Here is a 19,631-nt window from a genome sequence, read left to right on the forward strand (position 1 = left end):
TTTGAATTTAATCTTACAGACCATACAGCACTTAGCTGGAAAAGAAGCAATCCTCGTTGTTGAAAATAAAACGAAGCTTGAAAATGGACAAGAAGGAGCTATCTATGCAGTTTTAAGCGATGAATCACAGTTAAATAAACCAACTCTTTATATTTATAGAGGTGGGCAATTTGAGCTTGTCAGTGGATCTTTTGTCGATGATGGTGAGCTAAGTTTTCTTGATCTGATTGATACACCTGCTTCATACGAAGGTTTTGCGAATAAATGGATCAAGATAAATCCAAGTGGTACTGGACTTATATTTGTAGATGCTCCACAAGGCGGTGGTTCAGGTGGTGATGCTTCTTCTATCGTGTTCACCTCTACTGACTCAATTGAGTCAGACACCGTACAAACAGCCATTGAAGAACTCGACTTTAAAAAAGCTCCTGTTGATAGCCCTGTATTTGAAGGTGTTGTCCAATTACCCGAAACAACTTCCATTGGAAATGTTAAACCTAAAGAAATTGCTTACTTACAAGGGTTAACAGGCAATGTCGAAAACAGGTTAAAAACTACAGCAGAAGACATCAGAACAGTTAATGATTCTACTGATCAACTTGAGATAAAAAGTCATATACACAGCAACAAGCAAGTGATTGATAAATTTTCTGAGCAAAACGGAAACCTAATGTACGGCAGTTCAAAAGTGGCTTCTGGAGATATGCAAAGATCAATCTATGATGCAGACGGAGATGATATAGTTGACTTCGCAAAATCGCTGTCTGGACAAGTAGCCTCAATCGATGAGATTAATAGTTTATTGGGTGTTACTGGAAATATACAGGATCAGATTAATGGAATCACTACAGGAGTTCAGTTTAAAGGTGAGTTTGATACATACTCAGCTGCTATGCAAGCTTTTCCTTCTCCACAGCGTGGATATTGGATTTTCATAAAAAGTGATTCGAATCACAGTGGAAGTAAAACTCAGTACATTTACAGTGGAGATGTTTGGGTATATGCGGGAGGCGCTTCTTCTATAAATGATGCCACATCAACAGTTAAAGGTGGAATTACATTAAGTGGTGACTTGACAGGGACGGCTTCTCTTCCCCAATTGGCCAAGAACGGTGTTGAAGCTGGAACATACCTTAATCCCACTGTTACAGTTGATGAAAAAGGAAGAGTTTCGAGTATAGCTAATGGGCAAGCAACTGCTATTAATGACAATAACGTTGATAAGGTATCGACTTGGTCAAGTGATAAAATTAACGAATCTTTAAATTTCAAGTCTAGTACTAATCACACTCATACAAACCTTCACGATCCTGCTTTATTAGGTACAGTTTTAGTTGATGAATCTAGTATCGGAAACAATAAAGTGCTTGCGTATAACGAAGGCACTGAAAGACTGAATTACATACCTATCGAAAGCAGTTCGGTGGTTGTCGGCATGAAGAAAATCACCGGAAACTATGAGTTGATTGCTGGAGGGTATACGAAACTTGCAGTAGATGAAACTGGCAAAAAGATCACAATTACTTCAATCAACAGCGGCGGGATTAAATATCGTTATGAATCATTACCTAATGATCGATCTATCCCTGTTAAGTTGTTTAATGTACCAGAATATGAAAACAACAATGACACAATGATAGTTTACAAAAACGGAGTTCTTCAATCAAAACAGATGGATTACATTGAGAAATCGAATAAATCCATTGAATTTATTAAAGAAATCCCTGTTGAAGACCATATTGTTTTTATTGCAATGTCAGGAGGACGAGGTGGAGTGCCTACATTAAGCGAAATCAATGAGACTGTTGAATTACTTCCGAGTGAGACAAAAACCCTCTCATTAGATGCGTGGTTTGATAAGTATGATATTAGAACGGTATATGCAAAAGATGAGAACAAAAATTTAATATCTGTATCTGTTTTTGATAAGTCTTCAAATGGAGACATTGTGTATCAGAGCTTGAAGTCAGATTCAATCTACGATATCGCTAACATTCCCTGTCAAGACAAAGATGGAACGCAGAAAATACATGTTCAATTGATCAATCACAGTCAGAACAATGCACAAGTAACACTAAAAATCAAAACAACAAACTTACTATAGGAGGTTATTTATGGGATACATATTTACAACTGGGACTTGTCTTAAGAGCGACCTCTACTCAGTGATTAAGAATTCTCTAATTAATGCTGGATGGGAAAACAAATCCTCTAACTCTACTTCTGATTATGACGTGTTCTACTCCTCTGGAGAATCAGGAGATAAAAAACTAGTTTTCCAAATGAGGCCAACTGATGTCACAGACAAAAACTCAATAATCTCAACTGATTATTGCACAGCTTCATTTAGATTAGTTGAATCATACACACCGGGTTCAAATGGTGCCGCTGGAACTGTAGGTAGACCAAGTGAGCCATGGAAGTATTTCATGGTTTCCCCCTCTACTGGATTGCTATCTAAAGATACTGTAATGACGTATCGTCTAAATGTAAACAAGAATAGGTTGATTATCGTCATTGAAAGTCCCTCTGCAACTGGTCTAGGGTGTGTTCTAAATTACATTGGAATTCCTGACGAAATTTATGCGGATGAGCCAGATAGCCGAGGTTTAATTTATGCTACAACAACAAGAGCAGATTCTGCTAACAATGTAATCATTTCAAATTCACCAATTAATATTGCTCCAGCAACCAGTGCTACAGTTAGGCCGATTATAGTAAACCTATCACCAAAGAACCCAAACACTCAAGGTTTTTATATGTTGTCTGAGTTTTACTATGGAAATACCAGTGAAGGCACCAGAGGTAAAATCACTGGTATCTATGGGCTTCCTAACGATAATGTACTCCATGGAAGTATTATAGAGGACGGTTCTAGACAATACTTTGTAATTGTTCCTGGGGTTCTTTCTAGTAACTCTTTCGGCACTGCAGCTATAGCAATCGAAGTCACAGGATATTAATTATGAGTGTGTTCAAGAAGGAAACCATTAAGAAAAAGAATCTCTATAATCGAATTATTTCCTTGTTAATCGATGCCGGATGGACTAATGTTACATCGAATCCAAACACAGATTTTGATGTTATGTATTCCACAGGTGAGACTGGTAAAGAAAGTATCTATTTTAATATTCGTCCTTTTGCTAGTGCAGTTACTTCCCCTTCTGCTTCAACAAATTTTTCATCAACTGACTACGCTTACTTTTCCTTCAGGTTATGTAAGGAATACACCCCCTCTTCTACTCCAATGAATTCTGGGACTTTCAAAAGAAATGAAGCTTGGAACATTGTTTTTATAACAACTGCTGCAACGCTTAATCCAGAAACTGACTTAACTTTGTATTACTCAGTAAACAGGGATCGGATAATTTTCACTGTCGTTCCTCCTACTATCTTGCGATCGAATGCCAGCATATGCTATTTTGGTAAACCTTCTATTTACGGCAAAACAGCCAAGAATGTAAATTGTCTTTATGCTACTTCAGCTAACCCATTGACTATTGGGAAAGTGTTAATGGACGATCAAGCAGACTATCCTCAAGCAACTTCTTATTTATTAAGTACTTTTATGAGCGATAACTTAACCAACATTTTTGGCACTATGTTTATTAGTCCAATTGCTTTTGGTGACAACCTAGAAGGTGTGAGAGGTTATTTAGATGGACTATATGCTATAAAAGACACTGCCTTGTTAGATGGAGATGTTTACATTGACTCTATCACAAAGAAAAAATTTAAGGTGTTCTATACTTACTACACAACTAACCGAACAACCTCTTTCCCCTCAAACTACACTGGAATAGAGGTGGAATAATGGATAAGTTAAAAGGATTTATAATGAGCTCAACTTTATATGGTCAGAGAAAGCCATCGTATACTAAAGTTAAGATTATTCCCCCTACCCCTGCTGTAGGATTAAGGGACTCGAATTTTGAAAAACAGATCATTGTTTCTGATCCAATTGCAATTAAATCAGCAAAAAAGAAAACTGATATTAGAAAAGGATTCGTTTTAGGTGGATCATCCATGAATGCCCCTAGACAAACACCATTAGAGCATAGTTGGACTAAGGGGATGAAGAATTAATGTCTGATACAATTTTCAATAAAATAACTGTTTTAAAGAAAGATTTATATAGTAAGTTGAAACAAATCATGCTTGAATCAGGATGGCAAAATATTTCTAGCCGTCCATCAACTGACTATGATGTGATGTTCTCAAATGGTGAGGATGGAAAGAAAGAAATCTATTTTCAGATAAGAGATATTGCTAGTACAATTGCTGGATCATCTACATCATTTTCAAATTCTAGCGCAAGAGTCTTTTCAATGAGATTATCAGGAAAATACTTGCCTGGACCTTCTGGTGTTTCGGGTACCTTTTCAAAAAACAGTGACACTTGGAAAACTGTAGCGATAACTTATCAATCAGAAATTCTTCCTAATCAGCCAATTGAACTTTATTACAGCTGTAATAAGGACAGAATTATCTTCTTGACTGACTATGCTCTATCTCTTGCGCTGCCCTCTACATTGAATTACATAGGTGTTCCAGTAACATTTGCAGATGAACATGAATGGAGCGCTTGTGCATTTGCATCAAGTAGCATTGGAAGTGGCAGACGGTTGTATGTGTCTGACATCAAAAATGATTATACTGCAACTGTACCAATCACTTGCTTAACCTACTTAGGGTTAGGTAGTAAGAATAAAATCGGTGAAAACATATTGATGAGTAACGTTATTTATGGGAGTACTAGCGAAGGCTTAAAGGGTACAATACCTGAAGTTTTCTCTTTCGGTTCTACAGATGGACTTGTTAATGGAGACTTAATTAAAGATGCAGATAAAGCATACAAAATTTTTGAAACAACTCCTGGAACATCAACAGTATATTCCTCATTTATTTCAAAATTTATTGCGATTAGAGTTCAATAAACAAAGCCCCTCCTCATTTGAGTAGGGGTATTTTTTTCGTTTTTATCAAATAAAAAAAGACATTCCAACAACTGTCCACGTTTATGGAATGTCTTTTTTGTTTAGCCTAGGCTATTCCAGTAGCCCAAGCTCGTTCCACCTCAAAGGAGGTGAAAAATATGAAGCTATCCACTATTATAATTAAATTGTAACTTATAACAGTCTAGCAATCAAATGAATTCATCTTAGAGGTTTCAATTTTTATGAGAAAAATAAAGGTGCTCACAGAATAATCCATGAACACCTTCTAGCCCTTCTTCATTAAGAAAAAATTAATACATCAGAAATCATTTTATGTCAACATTAACTTTTATGGCCGCCCGTTAAGCCAGCTCTATACAATGCCGTACCACCTTTAGTATATGAAACTGCCCGAAGCAGCGATTTCGATCCGTATTTATTCCTAATACCATCCATAACGTAGCCAAGCTGTCTTTTTTTCTCCAATCCTCTTTCATCAAATAAAGTTAGCTGCTGATTAGTATCTTCTTCAATTTTACTTAATGTTACTGAAATACTTCTGACCGTCTTATGCTGATAAAACGTGTTAAACAACTCCATACACGTGTTATAGATGTCCATAGTGATATTGGTTGGACTTTCAATTGTCTTGCTTCTGTGGAACCCACCGCCATATTCTTCTTTGCTATATCCGATACCTAAACTAATCGTTCTCCCTACTTTGTTATGATCTCTCGTTCGTTTAGCTACCTCTTCGCATATTTCAAGAATCACAGCTTTGATTTCTTCTTTTGTCGTATAATCTCTGAGTAGAATCTGACTTTTCCCGAAACTAACTTGCCCTTGTGGCACTGGAGCACCTATTTCGGATAGGTCTATGCCCCAAGCATGGTGAAACATTTGGTTTCCCATAACTCCGAATTTCTTTTCTAAAGTTTCTAATGGATATTTAGCTAGTGCGCCGACTGTGAATATGCCCATTCGATTCAAGTTTTGTTCCATTCGCCTACCTATTCCCCACATCTTAGAGATTGGCTTAACTGGCCATAGTTTTTCTGGAATGTCTTCATATCTCCATCTAACTATACCATTCGGTGCTTTCTTACTTTCTAAATCCAAAGCAAGTTTGCTAATCAACATATTATCACCAATTCCAATTGTACAAGGTAAGCCAAATTCTCTCATGATGGCATCTTGGATATGTTCAGCAATCTCTTCAACACTGTTCCACATTCTCATAACACCATCAACTTTTAAAAATGATTCGTCTATGGAATAAGTATGAACATCACATTCTGGAACATAACGATAAAACAATTGAGTGATTTTAGTTGAAACATTTATAAATGTATCCATTTTAGGATTAACTATATGGATTCTTGGATCATTGGGAATCTCGAATAGCCTAGATCCTGTTTTAATTTTAAAATCTTGTTTGAGTTTAGGGCTTGCTGCTAACACTACACTCCCCTGTCTCTCTGTGTTGCCCACTACAGCTAAATAACACTCTAGAGGGTCTAAGCCCATCATAACCGCTGAAATTGAAGCGTAAAAGGATTTCATGTCTACACACAGTATTTTGTGACGTGGAAACTTGGTGTAATCAATCATAAGAAACTCCCACTATGTCATCTAAAATAATAAAGTGAATATCATCTGACATATCCTTTATATGTAGCATCTTCTTTTCGTAATTGATGTATTGTGTGAAACCTTTAAGTTGATTGACAATTCCTGAATCATAAATTGAAAAAATTAGGGGGTTGTTAACACTCATTGCATAGGCGATTATTGATTCAAACTCTTCTGCTTGCTGTTCATCTATAATTGGTTTATCTATTTTTTTCGTTTCTGCTAAATCGTGTTTAAGTCGTGCAACATGCTCAGGTAACATCATAGCTGTCCATTTAATCGTACCTCTGTCTCTAAGCATTTAATCACTCCTTCTTGAATGATTAAATAGTAACAGAACACACGTTCTTTATCAATCTGTTTTAAGAACTTTTGTTCGATGTAAATATTGGTATACAAATTCTATCCTTCTGTTACAATTTATGTATAACAATTAGGAGGTTAACAATGTCACTTACATCGAACTTAAGCAAAGTGCCACAATTCAAAGAAATAGTTTCTACTATTGCACCTAAAAAGAAGAATTTCAAGACTGCAACTGGGAAAAATCCCTTTTCTAAAGAGTATGAAACGTTAGTGCCTTACACATTGGAGAAACCGTCTGATGCAAGTTTGATAGGGACTGCCTTTGATTACTTGGCAAGGTTTAGAATAGCCCAAATAATAAATCTAGGGATTAGTTTTAAAGAACTAGTTGCCTATAATGGGCTTAAAAAATTGCAAAAATTCACTGGAGATAATAGTTTAGAAGAAAAATATTATTCAACTATACAAAAAGACATTGATATCTTTACTAAAGGCGAACAATCATTAAACAACGAGGTTTGTGTGACAGCCTTAAAGCTTGCGAATTTGGAGAGATATTCTAGAGCTAATATTGTTTCAGGTGTTAGCGAGACAGACATTTTTAATATCCAAAGAACAGATACACTAATTAATGAGCTCACTGGATTAATGAAGACGTTTGAAGATAAATTCATTAGCAGTGGATTTGTTAAAACAGACAGCAAAGTGGTTTTCAATCCACACTTTGGTATTGCTTCCCTATTGGTTGATGGTGCAGATGCAGATATTCTAATTGATGATGTACTTTATGATTTCAAAGTGGTTAAAGATGTGGGATACAAGTCTGCGGATGTTCTTCAGTTAACTGGATACTTCCTTCTTAATCAACTTTTAAAGGAAATAGAGCGCAACTATAGCGTATCAGAAAGCCTTCCTTTCGATGACATTGAATTCAATAAAATTTGTCTTTATAAAGCAAGATTCGGCGAATGTGAATACTTTGATTTTAATGATATCGACGAACAAGATATTCGTGCTGCGCTTATTAGACTTGCTGAATACTTTTTAGACAATCCTGACAAAACAGTTAAGTATACATTTTTAAAAGCACATCCTGATTATGATCTAGCTGACTATGATGATGCTTTACGTTCTATAGCTAATTCAAACTAAGACACCCTTTTTGGGGTGTTTTTTAATATTAAAAAGGATGCTAAAACGCATCCTTTAAACTTAAAAGTCTCTTTTAATCTCTTTCCTTTAACATTTTTAAGAGATCGTCACTAAGTTGGATATCAATATCTTCTATATCACTATCTTCATCATCATCTTCAACAACAAATAACCCTTCAATGAACTCGGTAAAAGTATCAGCAATCAGAAACATATCCTGTTCGCCATCTCCTAGTTCATGATCCCAGAAATATATTTTCCCTTGATTTATTTCACTAACATCTAAACAAATTAGGTCTCCGCCATCTACATCTGCGATAGGAATTATTTGTTCTGGCAATTGCTCTTTATATGTTTTTATGGCTTCTCGTATATCATAATCATTCTGCTCTAACCCATAAAACAATTCGACTGGCACTGATTCACCAACTAACCACACTGGTTTTTCTCTTAGATAGGTATATACATTGTCCTCAATCCAACATTCCCCGTATTCATTAATAAAACTTTTATAATCAGAAGAAATGTGATATCCGTTTTCTTCTTCTATTTTATTCATTTCGTATAATGAGCTATTTGATTTGGTTGATCTGATATCAATAGTGTATTGATCAAGTTTGTCTTTAATTCGTTTAAAACTAATTTTAATAACCTCCTCTTAAATCTGATGCAGCACCAATATGCGGTACATTTTTATGTAAGTCAGTCGGAACAAGCTGTATCTTCTTAGCCTACTTTTTCTAGAACCAATTCGTATCTAATACAAAAACCCTCCTGTATTTGGAGGGTAATGTGCTATTTGTTTTCTTCTTTATTTTTTATAAAATTTAGCACAGCTTCTTTATCTTCCTCATCATCGGGTAAAAATCCGAACGTTTCATATTCCCAAACTGCTATTCTCTGTATATTGTCAATACCTAAAGAAAATACATCATCGTAACCAAAATCTGTTGACATTTTTCCTGAATAAGTAAATTCCATTTTTACAGTTGTCCATTTATCAGATTGTTCTTTAGTATACTCTTCTCTCAACTGTCTTAGCTTTCTTTGTAAGTTAATCAACAGGCTATCATATATGTCTTCACTAACCTGATATTGATCTGGGATATTGTGTGAATAAAAATATTCTTCTTTATTAGGAACCGTAAAATAAAAGAGAGCAGATGCAGAATCATCTAACATTTCTGCATACATCCAAATTGTATCCCATTCCACTGGAATCATTTCATTTAAATTTTTAGCTATTTCTCTATATAAGCTTTCCATCTCTTTTGTTTCCATTTGTTCATCCTCCTGGTCTGTTATATATTGTGTCTGTATAAACTCTTCCGTCTATCTTGTATTTGACTAGGAATTCAGATGGTCTTAACGAATCTGATTCATAAAATGCTTTTATCGAAACAGTCACAGCTTTAGGTGGATCGGTTTTCAATGCTTTCAACCACCGTTGCTCCATCTCATACCATTTTCCGCCACTTCTATTAATCTGTGAACTCATCGGCACAAGATTATCAATATCCCCAGACCCTTTAAAAATAGATGCAATCAAATGACCTCCGTCATCTTTTAATAATCTATCTGGCTTCCCTGAATTTGACTGAGCGTACTGGTTTCTTTTGACCTCTCCGTATTTTAAATCACTTGCTTCGACTTTGACAATACGTCCGTAGTGATCGGTTGTGTAGGTGTAGCCTTGTTTTGTTGTATAAACGACATTCGGTTTTAATACTTTTTTGCGTTTCCATCTCACATAGTGATCTCCGTAACTGACAACGGTTGGTGGTGATTTGGGTGCTGGTAATCTTCTGCCTGTCTGAGAGATTCCGTATCCTGAATTGTTGTCTAGACGCTTTGCCATGGAGAGGAGTTTATTTTTGAGATTTTCTCCGTCAAACACGTTATACGGCAGCTTCGGGCCACCAGCCGTTTGAAACTTTGGTGAGTATGGCAATAGATTCGGAATAGAGACTCTGTCTAATGATTTTGCTCCTTGTTCAAGGCCTTTCTTCACCGTTGTTTTGGCCGCTGTTGTCCCCGTTTTTGTAATGGCACCTGCCCCTTTAGAACCAAAGACGATTTCTGCTAGAGAACCAGTCGCATAGGCGAACCAGTGTGACCGTGAATATGCATCACCAGCTATGACTTCTTTTTCGAATGAGTCTGAAATCGCTTTTCCTATTGCTTTCGATGTTTCAATTGGGTGAGAAATAGCCGTTACGACCGATTCAACGGCACCACCAGGGTCTGTTACAAGATCGTAGATGCCCACTACTGTATCTTTGGCCACATCATATAGACCCACTGCAGCACCTTTTACACTATCAACGAATACCTCCGATGCTTCTTCCTGTGCTTTGATTTGGAGAAGCTGACTGTAATACATTTTTTGATCATATGTGAGATTCTCATAACCGATCTCATCTACAATCTCAAAGTATTTCGCTTCTGATAGAAACGAAGGATCATTGAGCTTTTCTTTCAGTTCTTTGATTCTTCTTTTTTCTTTTTCTTCTTTTTTCACCTTTAAATAGGCTTTCACTTGAGCATCAATCTGATCATGGTTCTTGTACACGTCTGTCTCATGAAATGCTTTTGCATCATAATACATTGGCTGCGCATTCTTTCCTTTTCCAGTAGCAGCCATCATCTTTGCATAAAAAGTNTGAGCATCAATCTGATCATGGTTCTTGTACACGTCTGTCTCATGAAATGCTTTTGCATCATAATACATTGGCTGCGCATTCTTTCCTTTTCCAGTAGCAGCCATCATCTTTGCATAAAAAGTTGTAAGATGTTTCTCAATTGGTTCTGATTTTGCGTATTCTGTTTTCAAATCATTGTCTATTTGATGTAAAGCCTCAATCGTATCTTTTCTTTTTTCGTTCGTATTATCTAAATGTTCATCTACTTTTTTGCTGGAAAATGCCTGTAGTTCAATCAAATCACTAATATCATCGAAAATAGCCGTAAGGGCTTCCTTTTGTTCTTCAACCATGTCTTTATTATTCTTAATGCCTTGCTTCACTTGAGCGTCTAAGAAGTGCTCATCAATAAATGTACTACCGCCTAATGATTCATCATCAAGCTTTCCTTTGACTCCATCTAAAAAAGCCTTTTGCATATCAATAAAATCAAGATAAGTATCTGTGTATAGTGCAAGATCATTATAAAAAGCTTTGATATTATCTGCACCTTTACCTGTGAACTCATCACCGAGATTAGCAACACCTTGTAATGCCTTTTTCAAATCTGTTATTTCTTCTCGAAGCTGTTCATATGCCTTTGACCTTTTCTCAACAGCTGATATAAGAGAGGGAGCGTCTAATATCTTCATAACAAAAAGACTCCTTTATGGAATATTCTTTTACTAGAATACCATAAGAAGTCTTATACTTTAATCCATTTTATCTAGTTTTAACCATTCAACCACCAGAACTTCCTCTTGATGCTACTGTTTGGACATCTTCATGTAAAGGTTGAATCAAACCATTTGTAAAGAAAAGTGTACCTAGTGCCATTACAACTATTGATAATGTTATAAAAATTGACTTCTTCAATTAATTCACTCCTTTTCCTACATACTGGCTTGCAAGTAAGGCTCTTTTATAGTAATCCAATGATTGCTGCAGCAAGCCTCTTCTCTCTAAATATTTCGCCACATCGACCGAGATTTCCTCTAAATCAACCCATACACCTTTTTCTTCAATATCTGAGCACAAGGTACTGATATTATTTATTTGCGATTCAGTAACATCATAAACAAGCTCTTTCAATAATTTAAATTTAACCTTAAAAATTTCATGCCCAACTTGTTCAGATAAGCTATAACCATGATCAATTAATTCTATTGCTTCTTTATTTTGAGTTGATATTGCAACTCTAGATAATTCGTACAAGCATCTCAATTTCAATAAATCGTTTTTCTCTATTTCACTGTAACTTAAGGTATGTCTGTATAGTTCAGCGGCTTCTGAGTAATTGCCTTTCTTGCTTTCCAAAAATCCCATATTATAATACAGGTGTATGATTAAGTGATTATCGCCTATATTCTTTATCATTTCCTCTGTTTCACTGAAAAGGGCACTTGCATCATCATATTTAAATTGATCTATTAAGTTTAGTGCATGAAGCAACCTGCAATTGATTTGTCTTTTGACATAAGTTTCATGTGCATTAAAAGTATCTGAAGAGATTTGAGTATGGTATTTAGATAAGAAAGTCATTTTCAAATCATAAAATAGAACGGCTAATTTATAATGAAATTCAGCCTTTTCAATTTCATCATCAACATAGGCCAACTTTTTTTCAGCTATTCTGAAGTAACTTAATGCCTTATCATAATCTTGTAAGTAGTCATGATATATCCCATTATAAAAGTAGAAGTAATATGACATTAGTTTATTTGTTTTTTCTTCTTTTTCGTCTGGAGCATTCCGCTGAAAGAATGGCTTATCTAAATTTCTGCTAATATTCTGAAGTTTCAACTTAAGCCTAAAGCTCAAAAGTTGATAGTACAATAGAATATCTTGATTTTCTTCCATTGATTCAATAGCTTTATCTATGTCATCTTGCATTTCAATAGCTGCCGATAAATCCCCTTTTTGTATGGCAAGATTCCATGTATTCAACATGTTCCCAACCTCTTGAGAGGCAATTAACCTTGTCATCCCGTTACCCCCTTGTAAACAATTCCTTTGTATAATTTTAACATGATATTTACAGCATATGTAAAGTTGAGTTGCTCATTTTAAAAGTTTTCGGTATACCGCAAAATGTTTATCTGTAAAAGATATGTTTTATGTAGAGTGCTTTGCAATAGGCAGACAAGGAAAGATTTTGTTGTTTTTGTAATAAATATATAATACAATCATTTTATTAAAATACGGTTTAACCGTTTATAACGAGAAGAGGTGCTTTTTTATTGGAATTAAAACACATTGTCAATTCCTATAATGTGACTAAAATTATTGGCTATTTGAGACGTTCTAGACAAGATGTTGAAAGAGAGAAACGTACTGGTGAAGATACTTTAACTGAACAAAAAGAACTTATGAATAAAATATTGACTGGGATTGAAATACCGTACGAAACAAGAACTGAGATCGGTTCTGGTGAAAGCATTGAAGGAAGACCAGTTTTTAAAAGTTGCTTAGCTGATCTGAGGTCTGGAAAATTTCAAGCAATTGCTGTAAAAGAAATAACTCGTCTTAGTCGTGGTAGTTACAGTGATGCTGGTGAAATCGTCAATCTTCTAAATGAAAAAAGGATTATAATAATTACACCATATAAAATATATGATCCAAGAAATCCTGTTGATGCTCGTCAAATTAGGTTTGAGTTATTTATGGCTAGAGAAGAATTCGAAATGACAAGAGAAAGAATGAATGGTGCCAAGTTTACTTATGCCGCACAAGGAAAATGGATTTCTGGTTTAGCACCATTTGGCTATAAATTAAACAAGCGTACATCTCGCCTCGAACCAGTGGATGAAGACAAAGTTGTGGTACAGTTGATATTTGATATTTTCTTAAATGGTCTTGATGGTAAAGATTTAAGTTATACAGCTATTGCAACACATCTTACTAAACTTCAATTCACTACCCCAAGGGGAGGGAAAAGATGGAGTAAGGACAGTGTTAGGAATATTCTTCAAAATGAAGCCTATATGGGCAGGGTAAGATATAAAGCAAGAGAAACCACAAAAGATGGAAAAAAAGTATTCCGACCTGAGAGCGAACACATTATTGTAGATGATGCCCATGAACCAATAATAAATAAAGAGGACTTTGAAGCTGTTCAAGCAAAGATTAAAAATAAAGTGCCTCTGCTCCCAGTCGTAACATCTTATGAACCTAATGAATTAGCGGGAATATGTGTATGCTCTGTCTGTGGAAAGTCACTTCAAAAATTTGAATCCGAATACAATAGGAAAAATAAAGATGGAACATCCAGCTACTTTCATGTGAAGTTGTTGATTTGCAAAATCAACAGGTGCACATCAGTAAGATATGAGTATGTTGAAGAAGCTATTTTGGAGTATCTCGAGCAGTTGATTTCTTTAGAAAATAATAAGCTAAAGACAATAATTGAAAAATCTATGGAAGCAGCAGAAACTAACAATTCAGAAAAGACAAGTGAGCAAATGCTAGTACAAGCAAACCAAAAACAGAAAGAGCTCGAAAACAAATTGACTTTTATTTTTGAAAAATTTGAATCTGGAATTTATACAGATGAAATGTTTTTGCAAAGGAAAGCAGCTATTGAAAAAGAAATAGCTGACATTAAAAAATTGAAACAAGAACTTAGCATGACATTTGAAGTTAAAGAAAAAGATGTTAATGAATTTAGGGTTAACATATCAGATGTAGTTAAATTTTATAAAGAATCTAAAAGTAGAGGATTAAAAAATGAAAAGTTGAGATCTATTTTTGACTTTATAGTATTAGAAATGACAGAGAAAAGACGAGGCCCTATCCCTGCTAAGTTCAATATTTATCCGGTTTTACGAATTCCGAGTGTAGTTAATTGAGTACCAAGATAAACCGACAAAGCGGTTTCTCCGACAAATGCCATGGGAGCTACAAAATTAATTTCAGAAAAATTGTTTTTTCAAGCGAATGAAAGTATTTCAAATCAGAAAACGAGGTTTTGCTCTGTCCGGTTTGGCAATGTGCTTGGCTCAAGGGGTTCCGTCATCCCCATCATGCTTCAACAGTTGTTAAATGAACAACCTCTAACTGTAACTGATCCTAAAATGACACGCTTTTTTATGTCTATCGAAGAAGCTGTATCCCTCACGCTTGAAGCAGCTATCATGATGAAAGGCGGCGAAACATTCATTCTCAAGATGGAGTCATTACAGCTGGCTGATCTATTGAAAGCATTTCATGAATATGCCGGTCAGATCAACGTTCCTTCTCCTGATATTCTCGTTGTCGGCAAAAGACCTGGAGAAAAACTTCACGAGGAACTCACATTCCCTCACGAGGGAGATGCACTGTTTGAACATGAACAATTTTACGCCATTTTACCAAGACCACATCTTCACCCTCATTTTCAAAAAGTCCATTTGACCCATTACACATCAAACGAAGCACCGCTCATTACAAAAGAGAAGCTGTTTCACATCATTGAACAATTACATCATACCCACCATAAAAAATAAAAAAATCGTCACACGGAAGCAGATGACTTCCGTGTGACGATTTTTAAAATCAATTATTGAAAGATGTGTTTCAAATGGCCATAGCCTTCTTTTTCAAGATCATCCTTCGGGATAAACTTTAAAGCGGCAGAATTAATACAATACCGAAGACCGTTTGGCCCTGGGCCGTCAGGGAATACATGACCAAGGTGAGAGTCGGCCGTCTTACTGCGAACTTCTGTCCGCACCATGCCATGGCTCGTATCTACTTTCTCTTCTACCTCTTGATCTTCAATCGGCTTTGTAAAACTTGGCCAGCCGCAATGGGCATCAAATTTATCTAAAGAAGAAAACAATGGTTTGCCTGAAATGATATCTACATAAATGCCCTCTTCCTTATGATCCCAAAATTCATTTTGAAATGGCGGCTCAGTGCCATTATTTTGCGTCACTTCGTACTGCATTCGGTTTAATTCTTTGATGCGCTGCTCTTTTTCGTTAGCCATTATTTATCACTCCAATGAGATTGAATAAAACCTGCTCTGCCCGAACCGACATGGTATCGTTCGTAGTGCATTTTGTTCTTTTTATAATAATGCTGATGATATTCCTCAGCAGGATAAAAAGGACTAGCCTCTAAAATTTCTGTCACGATTGGCTTTTGGAAAACTCCACTTTGGCTCAGCTGCTCTTTTGATGTTTCTGCAAGTTGCCTTTGTTTTTCATTGTGGACATAAATCCCTGTACGGTAGGACTCTCCTCTATCACCAAATTGTCCTCCATCATCTGTTGGGTCTATTTGCTGCCAATATAGTTCTAATAGCTTCTCATACGGAAAAACGTCTGGATCAAAGGTAATTTGAACGGCTTCTCTATGGCCTGTCGTATTTGTACATACTTCCTCATAGGTTGGATTCACTGTATGTCCGCCAGTATACCCTGATTCAACTTTGATAATGCCTGGCTGTTCATCAAAAGGTTTAACCATACACCAGAAACAGCCTCCAGCAAATGTGGCTAATTCTTGTTTTTCAGACATATTAGTGCCCCCTTCATTTAAAAAATGGTATCATCATATTATAACATGATAAAAAATAATGAAAATGATACGACTTGTATACCTAAAAACAAAAGAAAGCTTTCTGTCGTATCTTAAAATATAATGGGGGTTTAATGATTGGAACAAAGAAAACAAATGATGTATGAAATGGATACTTTACTGAGAACCGTATTTAAGCAAATACGTTATGAAATTAACAGCCTGCTTGAAAACGAATTATCTCGGAATGAATTTCTCATTTTAAATCTGCTGCGTGAACAAGGCGCAAAAAAAGTAACGGAATTCGCTTCAATTCTCGGTGTATCAGCAAGCCATATTACAGCTGTAACCGACACACTTGTAGAAAAAGGCTGGATCACTCGTATCCGTTCAAAAGAGGATCGACGCATCATCAAAATCCACTTAACCGATAAGGGTAAGGAAATTACTGAGCATTTTGAGAAAAAGAAAACAGAATACTTCATGGAACGATTTGAATCATTTGATGATGAAGAACTGAAAACGATGATCAAATTATTTAAAAAGCTGGATAAAAGTCAAAAGGATTAAGCATAGATTTTAGCGTGGAGGACATGCTACGGATAAAAAGGTGGAATGAACCATGACAAGTCCATATCTTTGTCCGAACTGCAAAACCAACAGAACGCGTTTTAATCTCATCGAGCAGCATTCAGAACCTGTGAAACTTGATCCAGCAACTGGAGCTATTGTCGAAACATATGAAGGAGATCAGCTTTCTCCTTTTCACATGAACTATCAAGGACCGAAAATCAAAGTCCAGTGCGGCGTTTGCGGATTAATTGAGGATGAAAAAACGTTCATTAAGTTGGCTGAATATCATCAATATTCATCTCCTTCTTAATACGAGAGCCTGACACTTTTTGTCAGGCTTTTTTCTATGTTTCTTTTGCCTATACAGATCGTCCCTTTCTTGCATACGCTACAAAAAACACATTGCAGAGAAAGAAGGGATAAAGACGTGCAGCAGCTCTACGAGATGAATCAATTTCTATATCGTCCATTAGCTACCTTTCCCCCATACCATCCGAGAAACACCATTTCCAAAGCTGTTATTCGATTATTTCACGCTGCACCGGATTTAAGTGAGCTTGCTGTATTTGTAAATCAGCAACCAATCCAAAAAAAGCTGCCATACGGTCAGCTGTCTGCTTATATGGAATGGGATGAGGGTGTTTATGAGATAGAAGTATTCAAGCTGGCTACAAAAGAAAGAATTCTTTCTTCTCGTATGATGATTAATGGAAACGAGACTTACACGCTATGTATCACAGGAGCTCGTACCGGCTTTGCGCTGCTCACAGAAAAGCAAGACTCGCTGATTAAGCAAGATGAGCTATCAGCACTCACGTTTATCCAGCTGTCACCAGACCTCCCTTTCATTGATATATATGAACGAGATCAAGGCATGTTATCAAAGGAACTCGGATATGTAAGCGGCACCCAAACTCACCACTTCTCTCCGAATAAGTATCACTTTGAATTAAAAGCTGCTGGTACTCAAAGTGTACTGCTAGATATTCCGAAAGTTCACCTGCAAACAAAGCGGGCCTATCTTATTTTACTTCATGGATTTGCAAACGGAGAGCCAGAGCTAATGGCAAAAGTCGTCTTGTCTCACCAAATGTAAAAAGAGCCTTTCCAAATGGAAAAGGCTCTCAGCGTGTAGACAAAGCCTCGCATTCGGTGTCAGTCCTGCGTGCCGGTGCTCACGAATGTCACATTCACTCTGCGCCAGTACTCGTCCTTCCTAGAATGCAAAGATTTTCAATCACGCTGAAAATAAGATAAATAGCCTTTCCAAATGGAAAAGGCTATTTACGAGACATCTTCAGCTTTTTCTTGTTTTTGAAAATCAAAAGCAAGAATCATGGTACCTAAAAATAATGCACAATAGGCGATATTTAAGTAAAACTGGTCGATATTTTCTGCTTTTAAATGAGAGGCAGCTGTCATGCCAAAGTATGCAGCAAATAAGAGCGACAGTAAACTAAAATATTGATAGACTCGCTTCATAATTTCACTCCTGACTTACACGTTCTATTGCTTTGGATGATAATATGAGAATTCAATTTCATCATTCTCAAGATCAATTTTGTTCGCTTTGACATACATATCATTCGTCAGCGGCATTTCTGAAAGGCGCACTTCCACCGTTTTTTGATCTGGTTTCACATGAACGAAATCAGGCAGTTCATAGAATTGACCCATGTAGCTTAAAACAAAACTGATTGGGATGCTTAATTGTCCAATTGAAAAGTCATCTACTTTCAGCAGAACATCCCCATTATCTTCAACAGATGGTGTAAATGATACATTTGCATTAATCGTTGAAGAAAAAGCTTTGATTGCACCTGTTACTTTCACATCTTGGTCAATCGCAACATGAAAGTCGGGCATATCGCTTGATCCTTGGTTTTTCAAATAATCATTGACAAAGCTGGTGAGTGATTCTTTTGAACTAGAAATGTTAAAAGCATACTCGCTGTTCACTTCTTTTTTCGAAGCGGATTGATCGCTCGGCAGCAGCATAAAAATACCGCATACAAGAACAATCAATAGATTAATTGACAGTAAAACAAAAAATAAACTCTTCCATTTTTTCATCTTTTCACCCTATTCCTTCGGCAGTCCTTCTTTTTTCACTTCTGAGAATAAACGATTTGCCATAAGAGAGTACCCCTTTTGGTTTGGGTGGAAATCATCATCTGCCAGTAATTTTTCATCTTGATCATCTTCAAATAAATCTGCTACATCGATCATATCAGCATTGCCGTCTTTTTTTAGTTCTTTTTCGGCAGCAGCATTCCAGTCTTTGACGACCTCATCAATATCTCTCAGCTCAGACAAGCTGAACTTAAAAGGATTGTACATACTGACATACATGATCTTTGCATGGTCATTATGCTCTCTTAATTGAGCAAGAATGGTCTTAAAACGCTCTTCAAAAGGACCTTGCTCTTTTTGAAAAGGAGCAAATGTCAAGTTGAGCACATTTTGACGGACGACATGCATTAAGTCATTTCCGCCGATCGTAAAGAAAATATAATCAGCGTCTTTCAGTCCATCCTGCACTTTTTTTTCTTTTAATCTTTTTAATAAATCTACCGTTCTACTGCCTTTAATGGCATAGTTTTTTAATGTAACAGACTGTACACCGTCCACCGCTTCTATCTTGTCACGGGTGATGCCGGCATACCCTTTTTTATTTTGATCTCCGATTCCTTCTGTTAAGGAATCTCCAACCGCTGCGATCGTAATATGTTCTTTTACGTTTTGTGTGTCTTCTAGTTTATCCTTTATGCCAGCCTCTTGCGCGGAACATGCAGAAAGAACAAAAGCTAGAGACATCACAATCAAAATCAAACGAGCCTTCAAACGA

At 36.2% G+C, this 19,631-nt stretch carries 23 protein-coding genes and 2 pseudogenes; 11 read left to right on the plus strand and 14 right to left on the minus strand.

Going from position 1 to position 19,631, the window contains the following annotated elements; all coding sequences use genetic code 11:
• Nucleotide 1: 1 nt before the first annotated feature.
• Genes ASG46_RS10870 through ASG46_RS10890 form a run of 5 tightly spaced genes read left to right on the plus strand, consistent with a single transcriptional unit; the run spans nt 2 to nt 4,937 of the window.
• Nucleotides 2-2,104, plus strand: a complete 2,103-nt coding sequence (locus ASG46_RS10870; RefSeq protein ID WP_056704620.1) for a hypothetical protein — start codon at nt 2-4, stop codon at nt 2,102-2,104.
• A 10-nt stretch (nt 2,105-2,114) separates the two neighbouring features.
• Nucleotides 2,115-2,963 (plus strand): hypothetical protein, encoded by an 849-nt coding sequence (locus ASG46_RS10875; protein WP_056704623.1) that lies wholly within the window; start codon nt 2,115-2,117, stop codon nt 2,961-2,963.
• A 2-nt stretch (nt 2,964-2,965) separates the two neighbouring features.
• Complete coding sequence (locus ASG46_RS10880; RefSeq protein WP_056704624.1) at nt 2,966-3,814, plus strand: hypothetical protein; 849 nt, start codon at nt 2,966-2,968, stop codon at nt 3,812-3,814.
• Nucleotides 3,814-4,086: a hypothetical protein gene (locus tag ASG46_RS10885; RefSeq protein ID WP_056704625.1), complete on the plus strand. Its 273-nt coding sequence runs from the start codon at nt 3,814-3,816 to the stop codon at nt 4,084-4,086. The genes ASG46_RS10880 and ASG46_RS10885 overlap by 1 nt, the downstream gene beginning before the upstream one ends.
• Nucleotides 4,086-4,937: a hypothetical protein gene (locus ASG46_RS10890; protein ID WP_056704626.1), complete on the plus strand. Its 852-nt coding sequence runs from the start codon at nt 4,086-4,088 to the stop codon at nt 4,935-4,937. The genes ASG46_RS10885 and ASG46_RS10890 overlap by 1 nt, the downstream gene beginning before the upstream one ends.
• A 342-nt stretch (nt 4,938-5,279) precedes the next feature.
• Here ASG46_RS10890 and ASG46_RS10895 read toward each other — a convergent pair whose 3' ends face one another.
• Together ASG46_RS10895 and ASG46_RS10900 are read right to left on the minus strand one after the other, a co-directional pair.
• A complete protein-coding gene (locus ASG46_RS10895; protein WP_056704627.1) occupies nt 5,280-6,548 on the minus strand; it encodes a DNA polymerase IV in 1,269 nt (422 codons plus the stop codon).
• Nucleotides 6,541-6,870 (minus strand): YolD-like family protein, encoded by a 330-nt coding sequence (locus ASG46_RS10900; protein WP_056704628.1) that lies wholly within the window; start codon nt 6,868-6,870, stop codon nt 6,541-6,543. Before ASG46_RS10900 ends, ASG46_RS10895 begins: the two co-directional genes overlap by 8 nt.
• A 146-nt stretch (nt 6,871-7,016) precedes the next feature.
• Here ASG46_RS10900 and ASG46_RS10905 point away from each other — a divergent pair, with 146 nt between their 5' ends.
• On the plus strand, nt 7,017-8,027 hold the full coding sequence (locus ASG46_RS10905; RefSeq protein WP_056704629.1) for a hypothetical protein: 1,011 nt from the start codon (nt 7,017-7,019) through the stop codon (nt 8,025-8,027).
• Nucleotides 8,028-8,100: 73 nt separating this feature from the next.
• Here ASG46_RS10905 and ASG46_RS20550 read toward each other — a convergent pair whose 3' ends face one another.
• The 7 genes and pseudogenes from ASG46_RS20550 to ASG46_RS10925 form a co-directional block, all read right to left on the minus strand.
• Nucleotides 8,101-8,586: an SMI1/KNR4 family protein gene (locus tag ASG46_RS20550; protein WP_082515484.1), complete on the minus strand. Its 486-nt coding sequence runs from the start codon at nt 8,584-8,586 to the stop codon at nt 8,101-8,103.
• An 85-nt stretch (nt 8,587-8,671) separates the two neighbouring features.
• On the minus strand, nt 8,672-8,749 hold the full coding sequence (locus tag ASG46_RS21640) for an HNH endonuclease (protein WP_141211636.1): 78 nt from the start codon (nt 8,747-8,749) through the stop codon (nt 8,672-8,674).
• A gap of 73 nt (nt 8,750-8,822) precedes the next feature.
• Nucleotides 8,823-9,308, minus strand: coding sequence for an immunity protein YezG family protein (locus ASG46_RS10915; protein ID WP_056704630.1), 486 nt, complete (start codon nt 9,306-9,308; stop codon nt 8,823-8,825).
• Between the two features lie 4 nt (nt 9,309-9,312).
• Nucleotides 9,313-10,689, minus strand: a 1,377-nt coding sequence (locus ASG46_RS10920; RefSeq protein WP_235562234.1) for a DNA/RNA non-specific endonuclease, incomplete at its 5' end; no start/stop codon positions are given.
• A 1-nt stretch (nt 10,690) separates the two neighbouring features.
• Nucleotides 10,691-11,361: pseudogene (locus ASG46_RS21360) on the minus strand (T7SS effector LXG polymorphic toxin); the annotation flags it as partial.
• A gap of 88 nt (nt 11,362-11,449) precedes the next feature.
• Nucleotides 11,450-11,584, minus strand: a complete 135-nt coding sequence (locus tag ASG46_RS21455; RefSeq protein WP_255233874.1) for a hypothetical protein — start codon at nt 11,582-11,584, stop codon at nt 11,450-11,452.
• Nucleotides 11,585-12,694, minus strand: coding sequence for a response regulator aspartate phosphatase (locus ASG46_RS10925; RefSeq protein ID WP_056704632.1), 1,110 nt, complete (start codon nt 12,692-12,694; stop codon nt 11,585-11,587).
• Nucleotides 12,695-12,948: 254 nt separating this feature from the next.
• On the opposite strand from ASG46_RS10925, the gene ASG46_RS10930 reads away from it, so the two are divergent.
• Together ASG46_RS10930 and ASG46_RS10935 are read left to right on the plus strand one after the other, a co-directional pair.
• A complete protein-coding gene (locus tag ASG46_RS10930; RefSeq protein WP_056704633.1) occupies nt 12,949-14,556 on the plus strand; it encodes a recombinase family protein in 1,608 nt (535 codons plus the stop codon).
• Between the two features lie 12 nt (nt 14,557-14,568).
• Nucleotides 14,569-15,192: pseudogene (locus ASG46_RS10935) on the plus strand (polysaccharide biosynthesis protein); the annotation flags it as partial.
• Nucleotides 15,193-15,245: 53 nt separating this feature from the next.
• Here the strand turns inward: ASG46_RS10935 and msrB are convergent.
• Together msrB and msrA are read right to left on the minus strand one after the other, a co-directional pair.
• A complete protein-coding gene (msrB, locus tag ASG46_RS10940) occupies nt 15,246-15,677 on the minus strand; it encodes a peptide-methionine (R)-S-oxide reductase MsrB (protein ID WP_007500777.1) in 432 nt (143 codons plus the stop codon).
• Nucleotides 15,677-16,210, minus strand: a complete 534-nt coding sequence (gene msrA, locus ASG46_RS10945; RefSeq protein ID WP_056704635.1) for a peptide-methionine (S)-S-oxide reductase MsrA — start codon at nt 16,208-16,210, stop codon at nt 15,677-15,679. The genes msrB and msrA overlap by 1 nt, the downstream gene beginning before the upstream one ends.
• 138 nt (nt 16,211-16,348) lie before the next feature.
• On the opposite strand from msrA, the gene ASG46_RS10950 reads away from it, so the two are divergent.
• From ASG46_RS10950 to ASG46_RS10960, 3 genes are all read left to right on the plus strand, one after another.
• Nucleotides 16,349-16,780 (plus strand): MarR family transcriptional regulator, encoded by a 432-nt coding sequence (locus tag ASG46_RS10950; RefSeq protein ID WP_007500780.1) that lies wholly within the window; start codon nt 16,349-16,351, stop codon nt 16,778-16,780.
• 52 nt (nt 16,781-16,832) lie between these two features.
• The gene (locus ASG46_RS10955) at nt 16,833-17,093 is read left to right on the plus strand and encodes a hypothetical protein (RefSeq protein ID WP_008346413.1); all 261 of its coding nucleotides are present in this window, start codon (nt 16,833-16,835) and stop codon (nt 17,091-17,093) included.
• 117 nt (nt 17,094-17,210) lie between these two features.
• On the plus strand, nt 17,211-17,879 hold the full coding sequence (locus tag ASG46_RS10960; RefSeq protein ID WP_056704636.1) for a DUF4397 domain-containing protein: 669 nt from the start codon (nt 17,211-17,213) through the stop codon (nt 17,877-17,879).
• 188 nt (nt 17,880-18,067) lie between these two features.
• Here ASG46_RS10960 and ypmT read toward each other — a convergent pair whose 3' ends face one another.
• From ypmT to ASG46_RS10975, 3 genes are read right to left on the minus strand one after another with little or no spacing between them, the layout of a single operon-like run.
• Nucleotides 18,068-18,265, minus strand: a complete 198-nt coding sequence (ypmT, locus tag ASG46_RS10965; RefSeq protein ID WP_008346409.1) for a protein YpmT — start codon at nt 18,263-18,265, stop codon at nt 18,068-18,070.
• Between the two features lie 24 nt (nt 18,266-18,289).
• Complete coding sequence (locus ASG46_RS10970; protein ID WP_017359695.1) at nt 18,290-18,856, minus strand: YpmS family protein; 567 nt, start codon at nt 18,854-18,856, stop codon at nt 18,290-18,292.
• 9 nt (nt 18,857-18,865) lie between these two features.
• Complete coding sequence (locus ASG46_RS10975) at nt 18,866-19,627, minus strand: SGNH/GDSL hydrolase family protein (RefSeq protein ID WP_025207511.1); 762 nt, start codon at nt 19,625-19,627, stop codon at nt 18,866-18,868.
• Between the last annotated feature and the right edge of the window lie 4 nt (nt 19,628-19,631).

It is taken from the genome of Bacillus sp. Leaf49 (assembly GCF_001426125.1).
GTDB classification, from domain to species: Bacteria; Bacillota; Bacilli; order Bacillales; family Bacillaceae; genus Bacillus; species Bacillus altitudinis.